At 71.5% G+C, this 18536-nt stretch carries 14 protein-coding genes; 9 read left to right on the top strand and 5 right to left on the bottom strand.

The window, feature by feature from the left end; translation table 11 throughout:
* Positions 1–97 precede the first annotated feature (97 nt).
* The 5 genes from ACZ53K_RS18730 to ACZ53K_RS18710 all read left to right on the top strand — a co-directional run bounded on the left by ACZ53K_RS18730 (position 98) and on the right by ACZ53K_RS18710 (position 5275).
* Positions 98–1273, top strand: a complete 1176-nt coding sequence (locus tag ACZ53K_RS18730; RefSeq protein WP_468837472.1) for a L,D-transpeptidase family protein — start codon at positions 98–100, stop codon at positions 1271–1273.
* A 297-nt stretch (positions 1274–1570) separates the two neighbouring features.
* The gene (locus ACZ53K_RS18725; protein ID WP_468837469.1) at positions 1571–2086 is read left to right on the top strand and encodes a helix-turn-helix domain-containing protein; all 516 of its coding nucleotides are present in this window, start codon (positions 1571–1573) and stop codon (positions 2084–2086) included.
* Between the two features lie 194 nt (positions 2087–2280).
* A complete protein-coding gene (locus ACZ53K_RS18720; protein ID WP_468837466.1) occupies positions 2281–2805 on the top strand; it encodes a hypothetical protein in 525 nt (174 codons plus the stop codon).
* Positions 2806–2813: 8 nt separating this feature from the next.
* Complete coding sequence (locus ACZ53K_RS18715) at positions 2814–4058, top strand: MAB_1171c family putative transporter (protein ID WP_468837464.1); 1245 nt, start codon at positions 2814–2816, stop codon at positions 4056–4058.
* 8 nt (positions 4059–4066) lie between these two features.
* Entirely contained in the window at positions 4067–5275 is a 1209-nt protein-coding gene (locus ACZ53K_RS18710) for a cytochrome P450 family protein (protein WP_468837461.1), read from the top strand.
* A gap of 55 nt (positions 5276–5330) precedes the next feature.
* Here the strand turns inward: ACZ53K_RS18710 and ACZ53K_RS18705 are convergent, their stop codons facing one another.
* Positions 5331–6077 carry a thioesterase II family protein gene (locus ACZ53K_RS18705; RefSeq protein ID WP_468837459.1) on the bottom strand — a complete coding sequence of 249 codons (747 nt, stop codon included), beginning with the start codon at positions 6075–6077 and terminating at the stop codon, positions 5331–5333.
* Positions 6078–6307: 230 nt separating this feature from the next.
* Between ACZ53K_RS18705 and ACZ53K_RS18700 the strand changes: the two genes are divergently transcribed.
* Positions 6308–7192, top strand: a complete 885-nt coding sequence (locus ACZ53K_RS18700; protein ID WP_468837457.1) for a DUF2268 domain-containing putative Zn-dependent protease — start codon at positions 6308–6310, stop codon at positions 7190–7192.
* Positions 7193–7219: 27 nt separating this feature from the next.
* Here the strand turns inward: ACZ53K_RS18700 and ACZ53K_RS18695 are convergent, their stop codons facing one another.
* Positions 7220–8611, bottom strand: a complete 1392-nt coding sequence (locus ACZ53K_RS18695) for a tetratricopeptide repeat protein (protein ID WP_468837454.1) — start codon at positions 8609–8611, stop codon at positions 7220–7222.
* A gap of 157 nt (positions 8612–8768) precedes the next feature.
* On the opposite strand from ACZ53K_RS18695, the gene ACZ53K_RS18690 reads away from it, so the two are divergent.
* The gene (locus ACZ53K_RS18690; RefSeq protein WP_468837451.1) at positions 8769–10799 is read left to right on the top strand and encodes a M6 family metalloprotease domain-containing protein; all 2031 of its coding nucleotides are present in this window, start codon (positions 8769–8771) and stop codon (positions 10797–10799) included.
* A 73-nt stretch (positions 10800–10872) separates the two neighbouring features.
* On the opposite strand, the gene ACZ53K_RS18685 is transcribed toward ACZ53K_RS18690, so the two are convergent.
* From ACZ53K_RS18685 to ACZ53K_RS18675, 3 genes are all read right to left on the bottom strand, one after another.
* The gene (locus ACZ53K_RS18685; protein ID WP_468837449.1) at positions 10873–11631 is read right to left on the bottom strand and encodes a lysophospholipid acyltransferase family protein; all 759 of its coding nucleotides are present in this window, start codon (positions 11629–11631) and stop codon (positions 10873–10875) included.
* Between the two features lie 163 nt (positions 11632–11794).
* The gene (locus ACZ53K_RS18680) at positions 11795–12895 is read right to left on the bottom strand and encodes an isoaspartyl peptidase/L-asparaginase family protein (RefSeq protein WP_468837447.1); all 1101 of its coding nucleotides are present in this window, start codon (positions 12893–12895) and stop codon (positions 11795–11797) included.
* Positions 12896–13032: 137 nt separating this feature from the next.
* Positions 13033–15108, bottom strand: a complete 2076-nt coding sequence (locus tag ACZ53K_RS18675; protein WP_468837444.1) for a phosphocholine-specific phospholipase C — start codon at positions 15106–15108, stop codon at positions 13033–13035.
* 509 nt (positions 15109–15617) lie between these two features.
* On the opposite strand from ACZ53K_RS18675, the gene ACZ53K_RS18670 reads away from it, so the two are divergent.
* Complete coding sequence (locus ACZ53K_RS18670) at positions 15618–16574, top strand: hypothetical protein (protein ID WP_468837441.1); 957 nt, start codon at positions 15618–15620, stop codon at positions 16572–16574.
* Between the two features lie 432 nt (positions 16575–17006).
* Complete coding sequence (locus tag ACZ53K_RS18665; RefSeq protein WP_468837524.1) at positions 17007–18458, top strand: amino acid permease; 1452 nt, start codon at positions 17007–17009, stop codon at positions 18456–18458.
* Positions 18459–18536 lie beyond the last annotated feature (78 nt).

The raw sequence follows: 18536 nt of genomic DNA, 5'->3' as shown, positions 1-18536 counted from the left end.
CGGTTGCCGACAACCGGCCCCGGCGGTCCCCGCGACCACGCCGGAGCCCGAGCGGTTCCCGCCACAGCCACTTGTGTTGCTTTGGAGGGAACCGCTCGTGCACGTCAGATCAGCCCGTCGCACCATCATGCTGTCCGCCACCCTGGTGGGAGCCGCGGTGCTGACCGCGTGCGGAGCGGACGGCGGCTCGCAGACGTCGGACAAGCCGGCGGCGAAGGTGACCGTGACCCCGGCCGCGGGCAGCAAGGCCGCGGAACTGGGCTCCCCGATATCGGTGAAGGTGGACGGCGGCAGCCTCACCTCCGTCGAGGCCAAGGACGACAAGGGCGGCAAGGTCGAGGGCAAGCTGTCCGGTGACGGCTCGTCGTGGACGTCCGAGGGCAAGGTCAAGCCCGGCACCACGTACACCGTGCACACGAAGACGAAGTCCGGCGACGGCAAGGAGTCGGACGCCGACTCGTCCTTCACCACCGCGAAGGCCGACAAGGTCAACAAGCTCACCAACACCCCGTCGAACGGGCAGACCGTCGGCACCGGCATGCCGATATCCATCCTCTTCGACCACCCGGTCGCCAAGGACCAGCGCGCCGAGGTCCAGAAGGCCCTCAAGGTCACCACGCAGCCGCAGGTGGAGGGCGCCTGGGGCTGGGTCAAGGACTGGTCGGGCAAGGACCGCGTCGACTGGCGGCCCAAGACCTACTGGCCGGCCGGCACCAAGGTGTCCGTCAAGGGCGGCCTGGGCGGTATCGACTCCGGCAAGAGCGGCGGCTGGTTCGCGCGCGACTACGACTTCGGATTCACCGTCGGCCCGGACCACAAGGCCGTCATCGACGTCACGGCGCACAGCATGACCCTGTACGAGAACGGCAAGCCCGTCGACACGATCCGGGGCTCCGCGGGCTCGCCGCAGGACCCGACGCGCGGCGGCGTGCACACCGTACGCAGCAAGAACGCGGCCGAGACGATGGACTCGTCCACCATCGGCCACGGCACCGAGTGGATGCTGGACTCGAAGTGGGTGACCCACCTCACCGCGTCGGGCACCTTCCTGCACTCCGCGCCCTGGAACAAGTCGATCGGCGTGGTCAACAACAGCCACGGCTGCTTCGGCATGACCACCTCGGACGCCAAGCGGGCCTACGACTTCCTGACGATCGGCTCGACGGTCGAGGTGAAGAACACCAGCAGCACCAAGAAGACCGACGTCGGCAACGGCCTGGAGGTCTGGCAGGAGACCTGGGAGCAGTGGCAGCAGCGCAGCGCGGTGAAGTGACCGCCGCGGCGGCAGTGCCGTCCGGGCGCGTCGGCGCCTGAGTGTGCGAGCGTGAGGGTGGGGCTCCCCCGTAGGCGGGGCGGGCCCCACCTGTGGTTGCGGACGTGTTCGGACCACACCCCCGTGCCGGTCCGAACTGTCCGCCCCGCTTCACACCAGAGTCTTTGACTCAGGTGTGAAGAATAGAGGGTCCGGGCGGTGCGTGCCAGCCCACAGGGGTGGGAGCGCCCGTCCGCCCCGGCGACCGGACCACTACAGTGGAAGTCTCACGTTTGGCCTTGAAGGGAGCGCGGCGCGATGGGGGACGAGGACCGCGGGCCGGTCAGCCTGGCCGAAAAGCTGGACCGGCTGTTCCAGGAACGAAGTCGCGAGCGGGGCAAAGCACTCTCCGCGAACGATGTCGCCACCGAGATAAACATCAGGGCCGGCGAGCAGGTGATCTCCGGCAACTACATCTGGCAGCTCCGCAAGGGCAAGCGGGACAATCCGACCAAGCGGCACATCGAAGCGCTCGCGGAATACTTCGGCGTGCCCGCCGCGCACTTCCACGACCAGCGGGACACGGGCCCCGGCGGCACGTCCGCCGACCGGCCCGACCAGCCTCCGGAGCTGCTGGAGGCGATGCAGGACGCGGGGGTCATCGCGATGGCCGCGCGGTTCATGGACATGTCCGCCGAGTCCCGTACGGCCGTACTGGAGATGATCGACCGGGTACGGAAGCTGGAAGGACTGCCGGACGTCGGCAGCACCACGGGCAACGGCGCGGCCAACCCGGTGGGCAACTCCGGCGAAACCTGGCGTACCGCTCGCTGACCGATGCTCCTTACCGACTGACACCCCCTGCCGTCCCCGGACCCACCCCCGCCCGTTCCCGGGCCGGAAGCCCGGGCGGCAGGGTCCGCGGAAGCCTGCGGGCCCGCGTACGACCCCGCCCGGGAGGGGCCATCCGGCGCTGCATGAGAATGGCGCGTGTACCTTTCACGGCGGAGGCCGAAGGAGAGCACGCCATGAAGTTCACACGGCGACCGGACCGTGTGCTCGCCGACTGTTCGGACCGGCTGCGCGGACTGCACATCCCGCGCCCCTTCGAGCTGGGTGCCTTCCTGGACCGGCTCGCCGAACAGCGCGGCCGCCCGATCCACCTGGAGCCGCAGGTCACCCCGCCCGCCGGACCGTGCGGCCTGTGGATCGCCACCAACCGGGCCGACTACGTCTTCCACGACGCGGCCACCACCGCGCTGCACCGCGACCACATCGTGCTGCACGAGGTCGGCCACATGCTCAGCGGCCACTCCAACCTGCTCTCCGGCGAGGTCGCGCACACCCTCGTACCCGACCTCGACCCCGCGTCGGTGGAATCCGTCCTGGGCCGCAGCCACTACAGCGACCAGGACGAGCAGGAGGCCGAGATGATCGCCTCGCTGATCCTGCGGCGCGCCGACCGCACCCCCGCCCGCCGCCCGGCGACGACCCAGCAGGCCGAGGTCCTCAGCCGCATGGACGACGTCTTCGGCTCTCCCAAGCGACGGTAGAACTCCAGATGGTCAACGTTCTCTTCCTCTCCATAGCGGCCGTCCTGCTGCTGGCCGCCGCGTACAAGGCGCGGCCCCTGCTGCGCCGGCCGCGCCCGCGCGGCCTGGGCGCGCTGTGCGGGTTCCTGACCGGGCTGGGCGCCTCGCTGGTGTTCCTGACGCCCGTCGTCGGTGACGCGCTGAGCGTCGTCACGCCCAAGCTGGGCCGGCTGCTGGGCAACGGCAGCACGCTGGCCGCCGCCACCTGCATCTCCATCCTGCTGCTGCGCTTCAACGAGGAGCCGCCGGACGCCGACCGCAAGGCCCGCCACCGGCTCGTCTCGCTGGGCGTCGTCCTGGTCGCGATGGCTGTGCTGTTCTTCGCCTCGCCGATGGACGACGCCCCCGGCGCCCCTACCTTCGGCGAGCTGCCGCGCACCGAGCCGCTGCTGAACATCTACGTACTGGTGTTCACCGTGCACCTCGGCACGGCCATCGTCGACCTGCTGCGCCAGGCCCTGCGCTACTCCCGGCACGCCCCGCGCACCAGCCTCCGCTACGGGCTGCGCGTCATCGCCGCCGGCTGCGCGCTGGGCATGGTCTACATCGGCTATAAAATCGTCCATGTGGTCGGGCTGTGGACCGACGCCGCGTGGCTGCCGCCCGAGCAGCTGTGCAGCTCCCTGGTGACGCCCGCGACCTGCACCTTCAGCGTCGGCCTGCCCGCCATCTGCAGCCTGCTGCTGGTCATCGGCGTACTGCTGCCCGCCGTCGGCCCGGCCCTGGCCTGGCCCTGGCGGCGGATGCAGCTGTGGCAGCTGCACCGCGGGCTGCACCCGCTGTGGGCCGCGCTGACGGCGGCGGTCCCGGAGATCCAGCTCACCGCCACCGAGAACCGGTACGCGGCGCCCGACCCCGAGTTCCGGCTCTACCGCCGGGTGATCGAGATACGCGACGGCATGCTGGCGCTGCGCCCGCACCGCAGCGACGAGGTGCGCCGCGCCGCCGAGGAACGGCTGCGGGCCGGCGGCGCCGACGCGCGGCAAGTGGACGCCGGTGTCGAGGCCGCGGTGCTGGCGGCGGCGCTGGAGTCCCGGCGCAGCGGACACACCGCCGCCCACGCGGTCAGCGCCGAGGACGCGACGCTGACCCGCCCCGAACTGAACGATCTGTTCGACGAGGCCCGCTGGCTGCGCAGGGTCTCGAACGCCTTCGTGTCGTCCGGCAACGGCCCCGCAGCGGCCGAGCCGTCCCGGCCCGCCGCAGGAATCTGAGGTCATACGTGAGCCACCCCATGGAGTCTCCGGAGTTCTTCCGCGACCCGTACCCGCTGCTCGCCGCACTGCGCGAACGCGGCCCCGTCCAGCAGGTACGGTCCGGGCCGCACGGCGCGACCTGGCTGGTCACCGGGTGGGCCGAGGCCCGTACCGCGATGGCCGAGCCCCGGCTCTCCAAGGACACCACCCGCTACTTCGCGGACAAGCCGTCCAAGCGCAACCTGGCCCCCGCCGTCAGCGCCACCATGCTGGCCACCGACCCGCCGGACCACACCCGGCTGCGCAGACTGGCCGTCAAGGCCTTCACCCCGGCCGCGGTGGCCCGCCTGGAACCGCGCGTCAGCGAGATCGCGAACGGCCTGCTGGACCGGATGGCCGCCCGCGGCGGCACCGCCGACCTCGTCGAGGAGTTCGCCGTCCCGCTGCCCATCGAGGTCATCAGCGACCTCCTCGGCGTCCCCCGCGCGGACCGCGCCGCACTGCGCCACTGGTCCAACGACCTCTTCGCGGCCGGCGCCCCGGACACCATCGACGCCGCCTCACACGCGATCAGCGACTACATGGCCGACCTCATCGAGCAAAAACGCGCGGCGGGGCGTGGCGACGGCGAGGCCGGGTCCGCCGGCCGCGACCTGCTGACCGATCTGATCGCCGCGCGCGACGAGGGCGACCGGCTCAGCGAGGCCGAGCTGGTATCGCTGGCCGTCCTGCTGGTCGTCGCCGGACACGAGACCACCACCAGCCTGATCGGCAACGGGGCGCTCGCGCTCCTGCGGGACGACGCGCTGCGTACGCGGCTGCGCGAGAATCCCGCGCTCATCCCGGACGCCGTTGAGGAGCTGCTGCGGTACGACTCCCCGATCACCACCGCCACCTTCCGCTACGCGGCCGAACCGCTCACCCTCGGCGGCGCCGAGATCGCGGCGGGCGACATCGTCCTGGTCTCACCGGGCGCCGCCAACCGCGACCCCGCCCGCTTCACCGACCCCGGCACGCTGGACCCGGACCGCCCCTCCGGCCACCTTTCCTTCGGCCACGGCCCGCACCACTGCCTGGGCGCCCCGCTGGCCCGTCTGGAAGCCCGTATCGCCTTCCACGCCCTGCTCACCCGCTTCCCGGACCTGCGCCTGGCCGTACCGCCGGCCGAACTCGACTGGCGCCACACCCGCCTGATGCGCGGCCTGGACCGGCTGCCGGTCACCGGCACGGCCTGACCCGGAGGGCCGGCCGGGCGCCGCGGGCCGGACACGGCCCGGGCGCCCGCGGTCCTCACTCCCCCGCCGCGAAGTCCTCCACCGCGCGGCAGACCGCGGCCGCGTGCTCGGCGAGGTAGAAGTGGCCGCCGGAGAAGGTCTCCTCGCGGTACTCGGCGATGGTGTGCGCCTTCCAGGCAGCCGCTTCCTCGCGGGTCACGCGCGGGTCCGCGTCACCGGTGAGGCACAGCAGCGGGATGTCCAGCACGGCGTCGGCGGGAGGCCGGTACAGCTCGATCGCGCGGTAGTCGTTGCGGATGGCCGGGAGGATCAGCCGCACGATGTCCGGGTCGTCGAGGAGCCGGCTGTGGGTGCCGTCCAAGCGGCCGACCTCGGCGAGGAGTTCCTCGTCGGTGCCCTGGTGGAGGTGGCGCTCGGCCCGGAACATCGAGGGCGCGCGGCGGCCGGAGACGACGAGCCGGCGGGGCGCCGGCCGGCCGAGGTCGGCGAGCCGCCGGGCGGACTCGAAGGCGACGGACGCGCCCATGCTGTGCCCGAACAGGACCAGCGGGGTGGTGTCGTGGCGGTTCAGGCAGCCGATCACCTCATCGGCGAGGCCCTCCACGGAGGTGACGAAAGGGTCGTTCCACCGGTCCTGGCGTCCGGGGTACTGGATCGCCGACACGTCGAGATGGTCGCCGAGGTGGGCGGCGAACGGCCGGTAGTACGAGGCGGATCCCCCGGCGTGCGGGAAGAAGATGAGGTGGGCGGCGGGCCGCGGCCCCCGGCGTACGTCCCGTATCCAAGCGTTCTTCCCCGTCATGTGTACGTGCTCCTGTGCTGGTGGGCCGGTGGTCGGGCTGCTCGCCCGCGCGGGCCGGCCGAGGAGCCGGACCGTACGCGGACCAGTCAAGGATGACCGGTCCGGGGGGTGTCGGGCCAGCAGAAAGTTGATCAAGAAGGGATCGGTCCGGCGGGAGCCGGTTCCGAGGGGCGCGCTGTCGCCCGCTCGGCTTGCACCTCCCGTAGCGGGAGGCTTTACGGTCCCGGGACATGAAGATCATTGTTCATGACACCGCGTCCGCCATGTCCCGCCTCCTCCGCCTGCCCTTGGCGGAACGGCCCGACGCCCTCCGAGACCTGCTCAGCCCGCTGCAGACCGTGATGTCCGGGATCGGCGGCCCGGACGTGGTCGAGATGCACCGGATGGGCTGCGGATTCCGTATCGACCGGGAGGACCCCCGGTACGCGGACGCCTTGGAGCAACTGCGGAACGCCCGGGTGTGGGACCGGATCGAGGACTGCCTCGCCACGGCGCGGGAGCGGCTGAGCAGCGCGGCGCCCGGTGCCCGGACCGCCGATACCGTGCATGTGGTGCTGGTGCTCGGTGATCCCGATGACGAGCTGATGGTCCGTAACGCCGGTTACACCGGCCTGGGCGGCTTTCCGGGGATGATCCAGCTGACGGTCTGGCCCACCGCGACCAGCCTGGCGAAGATCGGGTACGCCGCAGCGCACGAGCTGCATCACAACGTGCGCTACGCCAACGTGGTCTGGGACCCGGCGGCGGTCACGGTCGGCGAGCAGGTCGTGGCCGAGGGGCTGGCCGAGGCGTTCGTACGGGAGCTGGCGGGCGAGGAGGCCATGGGCCCCTGGGCGACGGCGCTGACCGGCGCCGAGCTGGACAGCGCCTACGAGAAGATCACGGCCGCGATCGACGTGGCCGGGATGCAGAACCTGCCTCCGTACGTGTACGGCGACGACACCGCCCGGCGCATGGGCCGCGAGCCCGTCGGGCTGCCGTACGCCGCCGGGTACGCGGTCGGCCTGCGCATCGTGGACGCCCACCTGGCGGCCTCCGGCCTGACCGCCGCCCAGAGCGTCACCCTGCCGGCCCGTGACGTGCTCGCCAACGCGGGAGTGCCGACCGGCGTATAGCGCCGGTCATGGCCCGGGACCGTCTCCTCACCGCGCCAGCGCCGCGGCCCCCACCGCCGCCTGTTCCGCGGCACGGGACCGGGCCGCGGCCGCCTTGGCGGTTTCGCCGAGCCGGTCGGCGAGGCGGGCCTGGGCCAGCCAGTTGTACGGGCAGACGGGGCGCAGGTTGATGCGCTCGCTGAGCAGTGTGCGCGCCGTCTCGTCGCGCCCGGCGCGGAGCGCGGACTCCAGGAGCGTCTTCTGTACGGCGTCCCGCTGGGCGTGGCTGCCGCCGAAGGTGTTCAGGCGGTAGCGGATGGGGGCGAGGAGGTCGACGGCCTGTCCGTATCTGCCCTGGCCGTAGGCGATCAGGGCGCGGCAGACGGGCAGGCCGACGCCGGCGGTCATGGCGACGTTGGACAGTCCGGGCCGGGCGCGGACGAGCCAGGCCTCCCGCTCCCGGACCAGGCGTTCGGCGTCGGCGATGCGGTCAGCGCCGATGTACGCCATGACGGCGTGCACGTCGTTGAAGGCGTAGTACGGCGGGTCCTGGCGGGCCGCCCAGGCGTCGGCGAGGCGGTCCCAGCGGGGGCCGGCGCCGCGGTCGGCCAGCAGCAGCCGCCACAGGAGGGCCGAGGCGTCCAGGAGTTCCATGGCGAGGCCGGGCGACTCCTCGTGGTGCAGCACGGCGTCGTAGATGTCCAGCGCCCGGTCCGTGTCGCCGGATTCGAGGGCGTAGAGGCAGTAGTGCCACCAGTTGTGCACGTTCAGGTAGTTGCCGGAGGCCCAGTCCTCCATCCGGGCGTCCAGGAAGCGGATGCCCTGCGCGAACTGCCCCTGCATCTCGTACGTGTGCACGACCGCGTGGATGCCCCACACGTCGCGGGGGTTGTGCTGGACGGCCGCCAGGCCGGCTTCCTCCGAGCGGGCGTAGTGGCCCGATTCCTCCAGCCCGAAGGCGTACATGCCGAGGAGGTGGCCGTAGTGCGGGTCGTCCTCGGGCCAGGCGGTGAGCGCGCCGCCGACGCGGTCGCGCAGGCGGGCGGCGTCACCGGTGAGGAAGTCGATCTGGTGGCCGACGGCGAGCGCGAGTTCGTCGCGCGGGAAGGCCACGGTCAGCTCGCCCAGTACGTGTCCGGCGCGGTGGATGTCGCCGTTCAGCCAGGACGTGGCGGCGGCGAGGTGCATCCGCTCGCGGTCCGTCGGCCGGCCGGCGCGTACGCAGTCCGTGTAGCGGGTGAACGCCGCCTTGGCGGCGGTGGCGTCCTTCTCCTCGGTGCCCAGCAGCCCCAGGTAGGCCGCGAGGACGTTGCCCATGACGGATTTCGGGGCGGCCTCCAGGGCCGCCTGCGTCGCGGTGGCGACCTCGCCGCGGAAGAAGAGCAGTTCGCACAGCGCGTTCTCGTAATGGGACACGGCTTCCGCGCTGGTCCCCGTCATCGCGTGACCGTGCCGGTCACTCACCGTCCGCGGCATCGTCGGCTCCTCACGACCCTCTGGCGTCACTCCGTCCCCCGCCTTACCTTGTCGGGGGTAGGAATTCTGTTCGATCACCTTGTCATGTCCTGGACTTGAGATCACAGACAAGAGGTGCGCCTTGTTCCTTCCCCGCAGACCGGCCCGCCCATACCGCGGCAGGGCCGGCAGACTGGGTGTTCTCGCCCTCCTCCTCGGCGTCCTGGCCGCCGTCGCCGCCGGCCCCGCCCGGGCGGCTCCCGAGGCCGCGCCCGCGGTCCGGCCCCCGCTCGTCCGGCCCGTCGACCCGCAGAACTGGCGCAATCCCGACGCCATGACCTGGGCCGAATACCGTTCGGTCCCCGGCACGAACTGGGCCGACCCCGCCGTCAAGCCCACCCGGCGGATGTTCAGGGGCGCGCTCGTCCTGCTGGATTACCCGGACGAGGAGTTCAGCGTCAGCAGGCCCGCCGGTTCGTCCGTCTTCGGCAACCCGCAGCCCAGCGCCCACGACATCCCCCGCCCGCAGGTGCCCGCGTTCTACCGGGACTTCCTCAACAAGCCGGGCAAACTCAACCATGGCCACACCATCAACGAGTACTGGATGGAGGACTCCGGCGGCCGGCTCGGCGTCGAACTGACCTCGTTCGGCGTCTACCGGATGCCTTCCAAGTCGTACCAGTACGGCATCGAACCGTCCATGAACCCCGGCGCCTGCCCCGTGGGCGACAGCTGCGGCAAGAACATCCGCACCGACGGCAAGGCGGCCTGGGTCGCCGACGTGGGCGACGCGGAGACCAAGAAGTACGACTTCATCTTCTACCTGACCGCGGGCCAGGACGAGTCCGCCGCCTGGCAGGAGTTCGGGCAGATGAAGTTCGCCTCGCCCGGGGACGTCCCGGCCGCCTGGGGCCCGCCCTCCCCCATCCAGGGCGGGGGGAACGCCGCCCGCACCCGCTACGTGCCGTGGACCTCCTGGAAGGCCGCCGCCCGCATCTGGCCCAACGCCGAGGCCGGGTCCTCCACCCAGGCCGAGAGCTCCGGCATGGCCGTGTACGCCCACGAGTTCAGCCACATCCTGGGTATCGCGGACAACTACAACAACCCGTACGGCACACCGATGCGCCGCGCCTACACCGGCATCTGGAGCATGCTCTCGCGCGGCTCCTTCAACGGCCCCGGCGGCCCGCACACCCGCTGGCAGATACCGGCGGCCAACGGCGCCTCGATGGGCTCCCAGCACGTCCTGCGCGACAAGCTCAAACTCGGCATCGTCGACGACAAGAACGTCCTGCGCCTGGACCGGGACGCGCTGAAGACGTCCGGCGTCGCGGTCGCCCAGGTCACCGCGCGCTCCGCGCCGCCCGGCGCCAAGGGCCTGTCCGGCGTCAACATCACCATGGGCCGGGACCTGGAGCCGGCCTGCTCCACCACGACCGATCCGCTGTGCGACGGCGGCGGTTACGACAATTACACCGTCGAGGTCGTCGACCGGATGGGCATGGACTCCTTCACCCCGGACAACGGGGTGCTGCTCTCCAAGACGAGGAACGAGGACCGGGCACCGTTCGCGTGGGTGATCGACGCGCATCCGGAGGACATCGGCATGGTGGACTTCCGGCGCCCCGACGGCACCCCGCAGATGATCACCATGGGTGACTACCGGCAGCTCAGCGACGCGCTGTTCCACGCGGGCGCGGACTCCGGCAGCTCCTACGAGTACGTCGACCGGGCCAACCGGCTGCACTTCTACGTACTGGACATCGAGCGGGACAAGAAGGGCGTACTGCGCTACACCGTCGCCGTCCGGTCCCTGGACGGCGCGGGCCCGCAGCGCCGCGGTGCGCAGCTGCGGCACGGCACCGCCCACGGCAAGCCCGCCAAGGGCCGGGCGGTGTGCACCTTCCCGCTGACCAACACCGGCCGTCCGGGGAGCGGGGCCGCGCACCTGGACTCCGACGTGTACCGGCTCTCGGCCGCCGCGGGCGGGCACGGCTGGTCCGCCTGGCTGCCGAACCGGCTCGCCACCGCGAAGTCCGGCAGCACGGTGAGCGTCCCGGTCGCCGTCACGGCGAAGCCGGGGGCCGCCCGGCACGGCCGGGTCGTCCTGAAGGCCCGCTCCGAGAGCGACCCGAGCAAGTCCGTCCAGGCCACCTGCGCGCTGGGCCGCTGATCTGCCGACCCGGCGTACGGACCGTGCCGCTCACCCGGGGTGAGCGGCACGGAGGCCGGGCGCGTACGGGCCGTCAGCCGGCGCGGACGGCCGGTACGGCGGGCCGCGGCGCGCTCTTCGCACCGGCCTTCGTGCCCGGCCCGGAACCGTTCCCGGACGTGGCCTGTGCCTTGGCCTCCGCCGCGTACGTGTCGACGTACTCCTGCTCGGACAGCTTCAGCAGGGCGTACATGATCTCGTCCGTGACGGCCCGCAGCACCAGCCGCTGGTCGGCCATCCCGGCGTAGCGGGAGAAGTCCAGCGGCTCCCCGAAGCGGATGGTGATCGGGACGAGGCGCGGCAGCCGCCGGCCGGCCGGCTGGGCCTCGAACGTCCCGATCATCGCGCACGGCACCACCGGCGCACCCGTGCGCAGCGCCATCTCCGCCACGCCGGTCTTCCCCTTGTACATCCGGCCGTCGTGCGAGCGCGTGCCCTCGGGGTAGATGCCGAGCAGCTCACCGCCGCGCAGCACCCGTACGCCTGCCTCGACGGCGGCCTGGCCGGCGCTGCGCCCGGAGCGGTCCACCGGGATCTGCCCGCAGGCGCGGAAGAAGGCCGCGGTCAGCCGTCCTTTGACGCCCCGTCCGGTGAAGTACTCCTGCTTGCACAGGAAGGTGATCCGGCGCTTGACCGTGGCCGGCATCAGGAAGCTGTCGCAGAAGGAGAGGTGGTTCCCGGCGATGATGGCGGCGCCCGACGCGGGCAGGTTCTCCCGTCCCTCGACGCGGGGGCGGAACAGGCACCGCAGCAGCGGCACCAGGACGATGGATTTGAACAAGTAATAGAACATGTAACTGATCCCCTCCCCAGAGTGATCCCCCCGCGTCGGGGGACGGTAGTGCCGCTCCGGTTCCGGAGGGAGAGGGCCTATTGAGCCATCGTCGGGCCGACGGCCGACGGGTGCGGATCACGCCACCGGCCGCACCGGGACACCGGCGCGGCCGGGGCCGAAATCACTGGTTCGCGGGTGTCTCGTCGGCGAACACCTTGGTGACGACGCGGCCGTCCTCGGTCAGATAGCCGTGCAGCATCCCCTCGCTGCTGTGCGGCGCGTCGAAGACGCCCCGGGCGTTCAGCGCGATCACGCCGCCGGTGCCGCCCAGCTTCGGCAGCCGCTCGACCAGTACCTCGTACGCGGCGGTGGCCAGGTCCCGGCCGCCGAACTCGATCAGGTTCGAGATCGTGCCGGTGGCGGCGCCCCGGAGGAAAACCTCGCCCGCTCCGGTGGCGCTGGCCGCGACGGTGCCGTTCTTGGCGTAGGTGCCCGCGCCGACGACGGGTGAGTCGCCGACCCGGCCGGCCATCTTGCCGGTGAGGCCGCCGGTGGAGGTCGCCGCCGCCAGGTCCCGCTTCCCGTCCACGGCCACCGCGCCCACCGTGCCCTGGGTCAGCGTCTCGCCCTTGCCCGTCAGCCGGCCCTTGGCCTTCATCAGCTCCTGCCAGCGCTTCTCGGTCCAGTAATAGTCCTGGGTGACGGTCGGCAGGCCGCTGCGGGCCGCGAAGTCGTCGGCGCCCTCGCCCGCCAGCAGCACGTGCCTGGTCTTCTCCATCACCAGCCGCGCCGCGGAGACCGGGTTGCGGACGTTGCGTACCCCGGCCACGGCTCCCGCCGCCAGGTCGGCGCCGCGCATGATCGACGCGTCCAGCTCGTGGCCCGCGTCCTCGTTGAACACCGCGCCCTTGCCCGCGTTGAACAGCGGGTTGTCCTCCAGCCTGCGTACCGCGGCCTCGACGGCCGCCACACTGCTGCCGCCCTTGCCCAGAACCTGCTGCCCGGCGCGCAACGCCTCGGCCAGCCCGTCGCGGTACGCCTTCTCCTGCGCGGGCGTGGTGTCCTCGCGCTTCAGGGCGGTGCCCGCGCCCCCGTGCACCGCGATGACGACGTGGCGGGCGTCCGGCCGCGGCTTGCCCTTGGCGGCCTGGGCCGCGACGGGCTCGGCGGTCCCGGGGCGGCCGGCGGAGGCTGCGCTGCCGGGCACCACGGCCAGCAGTGCGGCCACGGACAGCGTTCCGGCGCCGATACGGGTCAGGCGCCGTGCCGAGTTCCTGGTCATGGGCTCACTCCCTTGAACGGGTGATCAGGCGTCGGCACGATATCGCGCACATGCCAAGCGGAAACCGCCATGATCCGGACAGCGCGAAGGGCCGCCCCTCCCCGCACACGGGAGGGGCGGCGCGGTGGCCGTACGGCTCACACAGTGCGGATCGCGGGGTCGCTCACCCCGGCCTTCCCGTTCTCCACGTGCCCGGCGAACCGGCGCAGGAAGGTGCGGTCCGCGTCGCAGACCACGCTCACGTCGTACCAGCGCTTGCCCGCCCGCGAGTCCACGGTGTGGGTCACCCGCTGCCCCGGGCGCACGGTGACCCGGTGCGGGGCGCCGCCGTACGCGTCGGTGATCGTGAGCGTGCGGGTGCCGTCACCCGCGTTGGTCAGGGCCAGGTCGAGGTTGCCGGTGGCGCTGTTGTGCCGCGCGGTCACCTCGGGTCCCGCCGTCCTGCCCGGTCCCCGGAAGGTGCGCACGAAGCCGTTCGGGCCGAACACCGTCAGGTCGTACGTGCCCTTCGAGTAGGCCGTGTTCCAGGTGTCGGAATCCCTTTTGCCGCGCTCGGTGGTGTACGTCCACGGGCCGTCACCGCGGTTCGGCGCGGTCACGTAGAACTGCGCGCCGGCGGCGTCGCCGCCGCTGAAGGTCAGGCGGTACTTCCCGGCGGCGGTGTCGGCGGCACCGTCCACATACGGCGCGTAGGGCAGCGGGCGGGTGGGGCGCGCGCCACGCTCCTGCTTGGGCAGGCTGCCCGCGGCCGGCGGCTGAGGATGGAAGTCGGCGGGCCGGGGGTGGATCGGCGTGTAGCCGCCGGTGTCCGGCAACGCGCCCGGCCTCCCCGTACCGCTGAAGTCGAACGCCGAGGTCAGGTCGCCGCAGACGGTGCGCCGCCACTTCGAGATGTGCGGCTCGGACACGCCGAAGCGGCGTTCCATGAACCGGATGACCGAGGTGTGGTCGAAGGTCTCGGAGCAGACGTATCCGCCGGTGCTCCACGGCGAGACGACCAGCATCGGCACGCGCTGGCCGAGACCGTAGGAGCCGGCCTGGTATCCGCCGCCGCCGGGGTACAGCTCCTGTTCGGTGGAGACCGTGGAGCGGCCCTGGTTGGCGTCGGCGGGCGGGTACGGCGGGACGACGTGGTCGAAGAAGCCGTCGTTCTCGTCGTAGGTGATGAACAGGGCCGTCTTGCTCCACACCTTCGGATCGGAGGTCAGCACGTCCAGCACCTGGGAGATGTACCAGGCACCGTAGTTGGCGGGCCAGCTCGGGTGCTCGGTGTACGCCTCGGGGCAGGCGATCCAGGAGACCTTCGGCAGCCGCTTGTTCCTGACGTCCGCCCGCAGGTCGTCGAGGAGCTGTCCGCCGCCCTTCACGTCCGAGCCCCGCCGGGCCTTCTCGTAGAGCGGGTCGCCGGGCTTGGCGTTGCGGTAGCTGTTGAAGTACAGCAGGGAGTTGTCGCCGTAATTGCCCCGGTAGGGGTCGTTCTTGAGCCAGCCCCAGCTGCCGGCCGCGTCGAGGCCGTCCCCGATGTCCTGGTAGATCTTCCAGGACACCCCCTCGGCCTCCAGCCGCTCGGGGTATGTGGTCCAGCTGTACCCCTTCTCGTCATTGCCCAGGACCGGGCCGCTGGGGTCACCGACGCCCTTGCCGTCGTTGCCCGTGTAGCCGGTCCACAGGTAGTAGCGGTTCGGGTCGGTGGAGCCGATGAACGAGCAGTGGTACGCGTCGCAGACGGTGAAGGTGTCGGCCAGCGCGAAGTGGAACGGGATGTCCTTGCGTGCCAGGTGCGCCATCGTCGTGGCCGTCTTGGCCGGGATCCACTGGTCGTACCGGCCGTTGTTGAACGCCCGGTGGCTGCCCTTCCAGTCGTGGTTGAGGTCCTCGATGAAGGTCAGCCCCAGATAGTCATCCTTGGTCTGCGGCCGGAACGGCAGCACCTCCTTGCCCTTGCCGTCGGCCTGGTGCCAGACCGGCTTGCCGCTGGGCAGCGTCACCGGCCGCGGGTCACCGAAGCCCCGTACGCCGCGCAGGGTGCCGAAGTAATGGTCGAAGGAACGGTTCTCCTGCATCAGTACGACGATGTGCTCGACGTCCTCGATGGTGCCGGTGCGGCGGTCGGCGGGGATCGCGGCGGCGCGGGCGATGCTCTGCGACAGCGCGGTGAACGCGGTGGCCCCGCCGGTGAGTTGCAGGAACCGGCGCCGGTTGAGTTCTGGCATGGCTGAAATGACCCCTTGGGATGGGCGGCTACGGGCGCGACTGGAGTGTTCCAAGAGGAACGAGGCCGTGGGAAGACGCCGTGACGCCCGGGTGAAAACCCGCGGGGTGGGATGTGAACAGACGGAGGACGCCCCTTCGTTCCCGCCGCGCCGGGCATATCGTGCCCGCACCGCCCATACCGGTCCGCCACCGTCCGAGCCGAGCCGTGGGCGACACGTCCGGCCGAAACCTTGCCGGCCGGCGCCCCTTCAGGGATCTGGCATATGCCAATTGCATACTGTTCGTTTTTTGCCGCCGCATGATCGACCGATTTCACCGGCATTGTCGCGCCCGGTTTCGAAGCGGAGTCAGGTAATTACGATCACCAGTTTCGAACCGAGTAGCCGCTGAGTAGGGTGTGGCACTGCCGGTGGAACTGGGGGAACAGTGCGTACCGGTTGATTTCGGCATGGCTGAAAATGCGCTGGTGGCCGACCTCACCGGCAGAACGGCAGGAGCGGCAGGGGACATGACCGCTGGGTTATTCGAGGGGCAGTACGTGTGGCATCCGGCAGCCGATGACCTCCAGCTCGCACGGGCCTGTGTGGACATCCGGGCGGGCCGCTACTTCGGCGCGCGCGAAATCCTCCGGGAAGCGCGCGGGGACCACGGCGTACGCGCGCACCGCTCCCTGGTGCTGGCCTCCGAAGCCGCCGATTCGGACCTGGCGGAACGCTGGCTGGCCGAGGAACCCGGCCGGGAAGCGGCCCTGCTGTGGGCGCGGGTCGCGGTACTGCGGGCCGTCCGCGCGGCCGACGGCGGCGACCGGCGGGCCGAGGCCCTCGGCCGGATCGCCGTGGCCGCCTGCGACCGCGCCGCCGAGACGGCGCCCGACGACCCCACACCGTGGTCCGCCAAACTGACCCTGGCCCGCCTGCAACAGCCCCGCGACCCCGCCCCGCAAGGGCTGCTCACCGCGCCGCCCGGCCCCTGGTCGCTCTTCTCCCACATCCTGCGGCTCGACCCCTGGAACCGCGAGGGCCACCACCGCTTCCTGTCGTTCTTCTTCCCGCGGTACGGGGGCGAGGCGAACGCGTCCTGGGACGTCGCCGCGTTCCTCAGCCAGCGGGCACCGTCCTCCTCACCGCTGCGGCTGCTGCCCCTGGTCGCCCTGGTGGACGGCTACAACCCCGACTCGCTGCTGGCCGAACGCACCTGGGAACAGCCGCAGTGGAAGGCCACCGCCCTGAGCGTCTACCGCAACTGGCTGCCGCACGTCGCCGGATACCGCTTCACACCGGTCCTCGACCTCGCCTACCTGGCACACGCACTGCACATGGCGCAGTGCTCCTTCGAGGCGCGGGCGGTCTTCACGGCCATGGGCCCGTACGCCTCCCGTATGCCGTGGAGCGTCTTCGGCGACCCGGAGGAGCAGCTGAACAAGGCGAGACGCGCGTGCGGTCTGCCGGTGCCCGATGCTCCCTGACCTCCCGGTCGGTGGTCGCGGGGGCGGCGGGGGCCAGGGTGGTGGCCGCCGCCGGTCGCCGGTTGTGTGGTGTGGTGCCGGCCGGGTGCCGGGTGTCCGGTGTGCCGTGGGCCGGTCGCCGCCCGTTGACTCGTGGCGGCTGTCCGCCGCTTGCCGGGCGTACGGCCCGCTGTCCGCCGCTCACCTGGTCAGCAAGCCGCCGTCCGTCCTTCGCCGTACCCCGATCCCCCGGCCTGCCGGAGGCCGCCCCCCTGCGCCCCGGTACGCCCCGAAGACAGGTGCCGACACCGCGTATCGACGCTCCGCGCCGATGTCTTCCTGTCCCCCACCAGAAAGGTTGCGGTTGTGTCCGATCCCGTGTCCCCCGCCCGTACGAGAACCCGCCGCGCCGCGGATCCCGTCACCCTCGACGACGACGCGACGCTGCACGCCATGGGCTACCCGCGGAAACTGACCCGGCGGTTCCGCGCGTTCGACAATTTCGCCATCTCTTTCACCATCATCAACATCCTGTCCGGGATCTTCTCCTCCTTCGGGTTCGGAATGAACGCCGGCGGACCGGTGATCCTGGTCTTCGGCTGGATAGCCGTCGCCGCGATGGTGCTGTTCGTCGGCGCCTCGATGGCGGAGATCGCCTCCGCCTATCCCACCAGCGGCGCGCTGTACTTCTCGGCCGGTAAGCTGGCCAAGCGGCACCGCGGCGCCTGGTCCTGGTACACGGGCTGGCTCAACTTCGTCGGCCAGGTCGGCGGCACGGCCGCCACCGGCTACGCGGCGGCCACCTTCATCCAGGCCTTCATCGCCATGCAGTGGCCGTCCTACGAGGCCACCCCGCAGCGCGCGGTCCTGATCACCGCGGCGATCCTGGTCGTCCAGGCGCTCGCCAACACCTTCACGGTGCAGCTGGTCGCGGTGCTGAATCGTATCTCCGTGTGGTGGCTGCTGATCGGCCTGGTCGTCATCGTCGCGGCGCTGGTCGCACTGCCCTCGCACCACCAGTCGCCGTCGTTCGTGACCCACTTCGTCAACAACACCGGCTTCACCAACGGCCTGTACGGCGCGATGCTCGGCCTTCTCGTCACCAGCTGGACGTTCACCGGGTTCGACGGCAGCTTCCACATGTCCGAGGAAACGGTCCAGGCCACCGTCAACGCGCCCAAGGGCATCATGCGGGCCATCGGCTACTCCGCGATCGCCGGCCTCGTCCTCATGCTCGCCCTGGTCTTCGCGATCCGCGACTACGCGGGCGCGGCGGCCGCCGAGGCGCCGCCGGTACAGATCCTCATCGACGCGCTCGGCACCGGCACCGCCAAATTCCTGCTGCTGATCGTGATCGGCGCGATGCTCTTCTGCGGGCTGGCCAACATGACCAGCAACACCCGGCAGATCTTCGCCTTCTCCCGGGACGGCGCGATGCCCGGCTCCCGGTGGTGGCACTCCGTCTCCACCCGCACCCGCACCCCCGTCAAGGCGGTCTGGCTGGCCGCGGCCTGCTCCCTGGTCCTCGTCATCCCCGGCTGGTGGTCGCACACCGCGTTCACCGCCGTCGTCAGCGTCAACGTCGTCGGGCTCTTCCTCGCCTACGCGGTGCCGATCTTCCTGCGGCTGCGGCTGGACACGTTCCAGCCCGGGCCGTGGAACCTGGGCCGGTACGGCAAGCTGGTCGCGGCCGTCGCGGTGACCTGGATCGTGATCAGCAGCGTGCTGTTCATGCTGCCGCAGGCGTCGCCGATCACCGCGGAATCGTTCAACTACGCGCCGATCGCGCTGGGCGTGGTGCTCGTCATCGCCACGGTGTGGTGGTTCGCCACCGCCCGGCGGCGGTTCCAGGGACCGGTCAGTTACGGTCGGCCCGACGAAGTGGCCGCGATGGACCTGATCTGACGCGACGCCACGTCGGCACGGGCGCCCGGACGCGCGGACGCCCGGCCGGGCCGGCCACCCCTGACCAGGGCGGCCGGC

The organism is Streptomyces sp. NPDC033221 (genome assembly GCF_055577005.1).
Note: the sequence above shows the minus strand (reverse complement) of the source record. Positions and strands in the feature narration are given on the sequence as shown.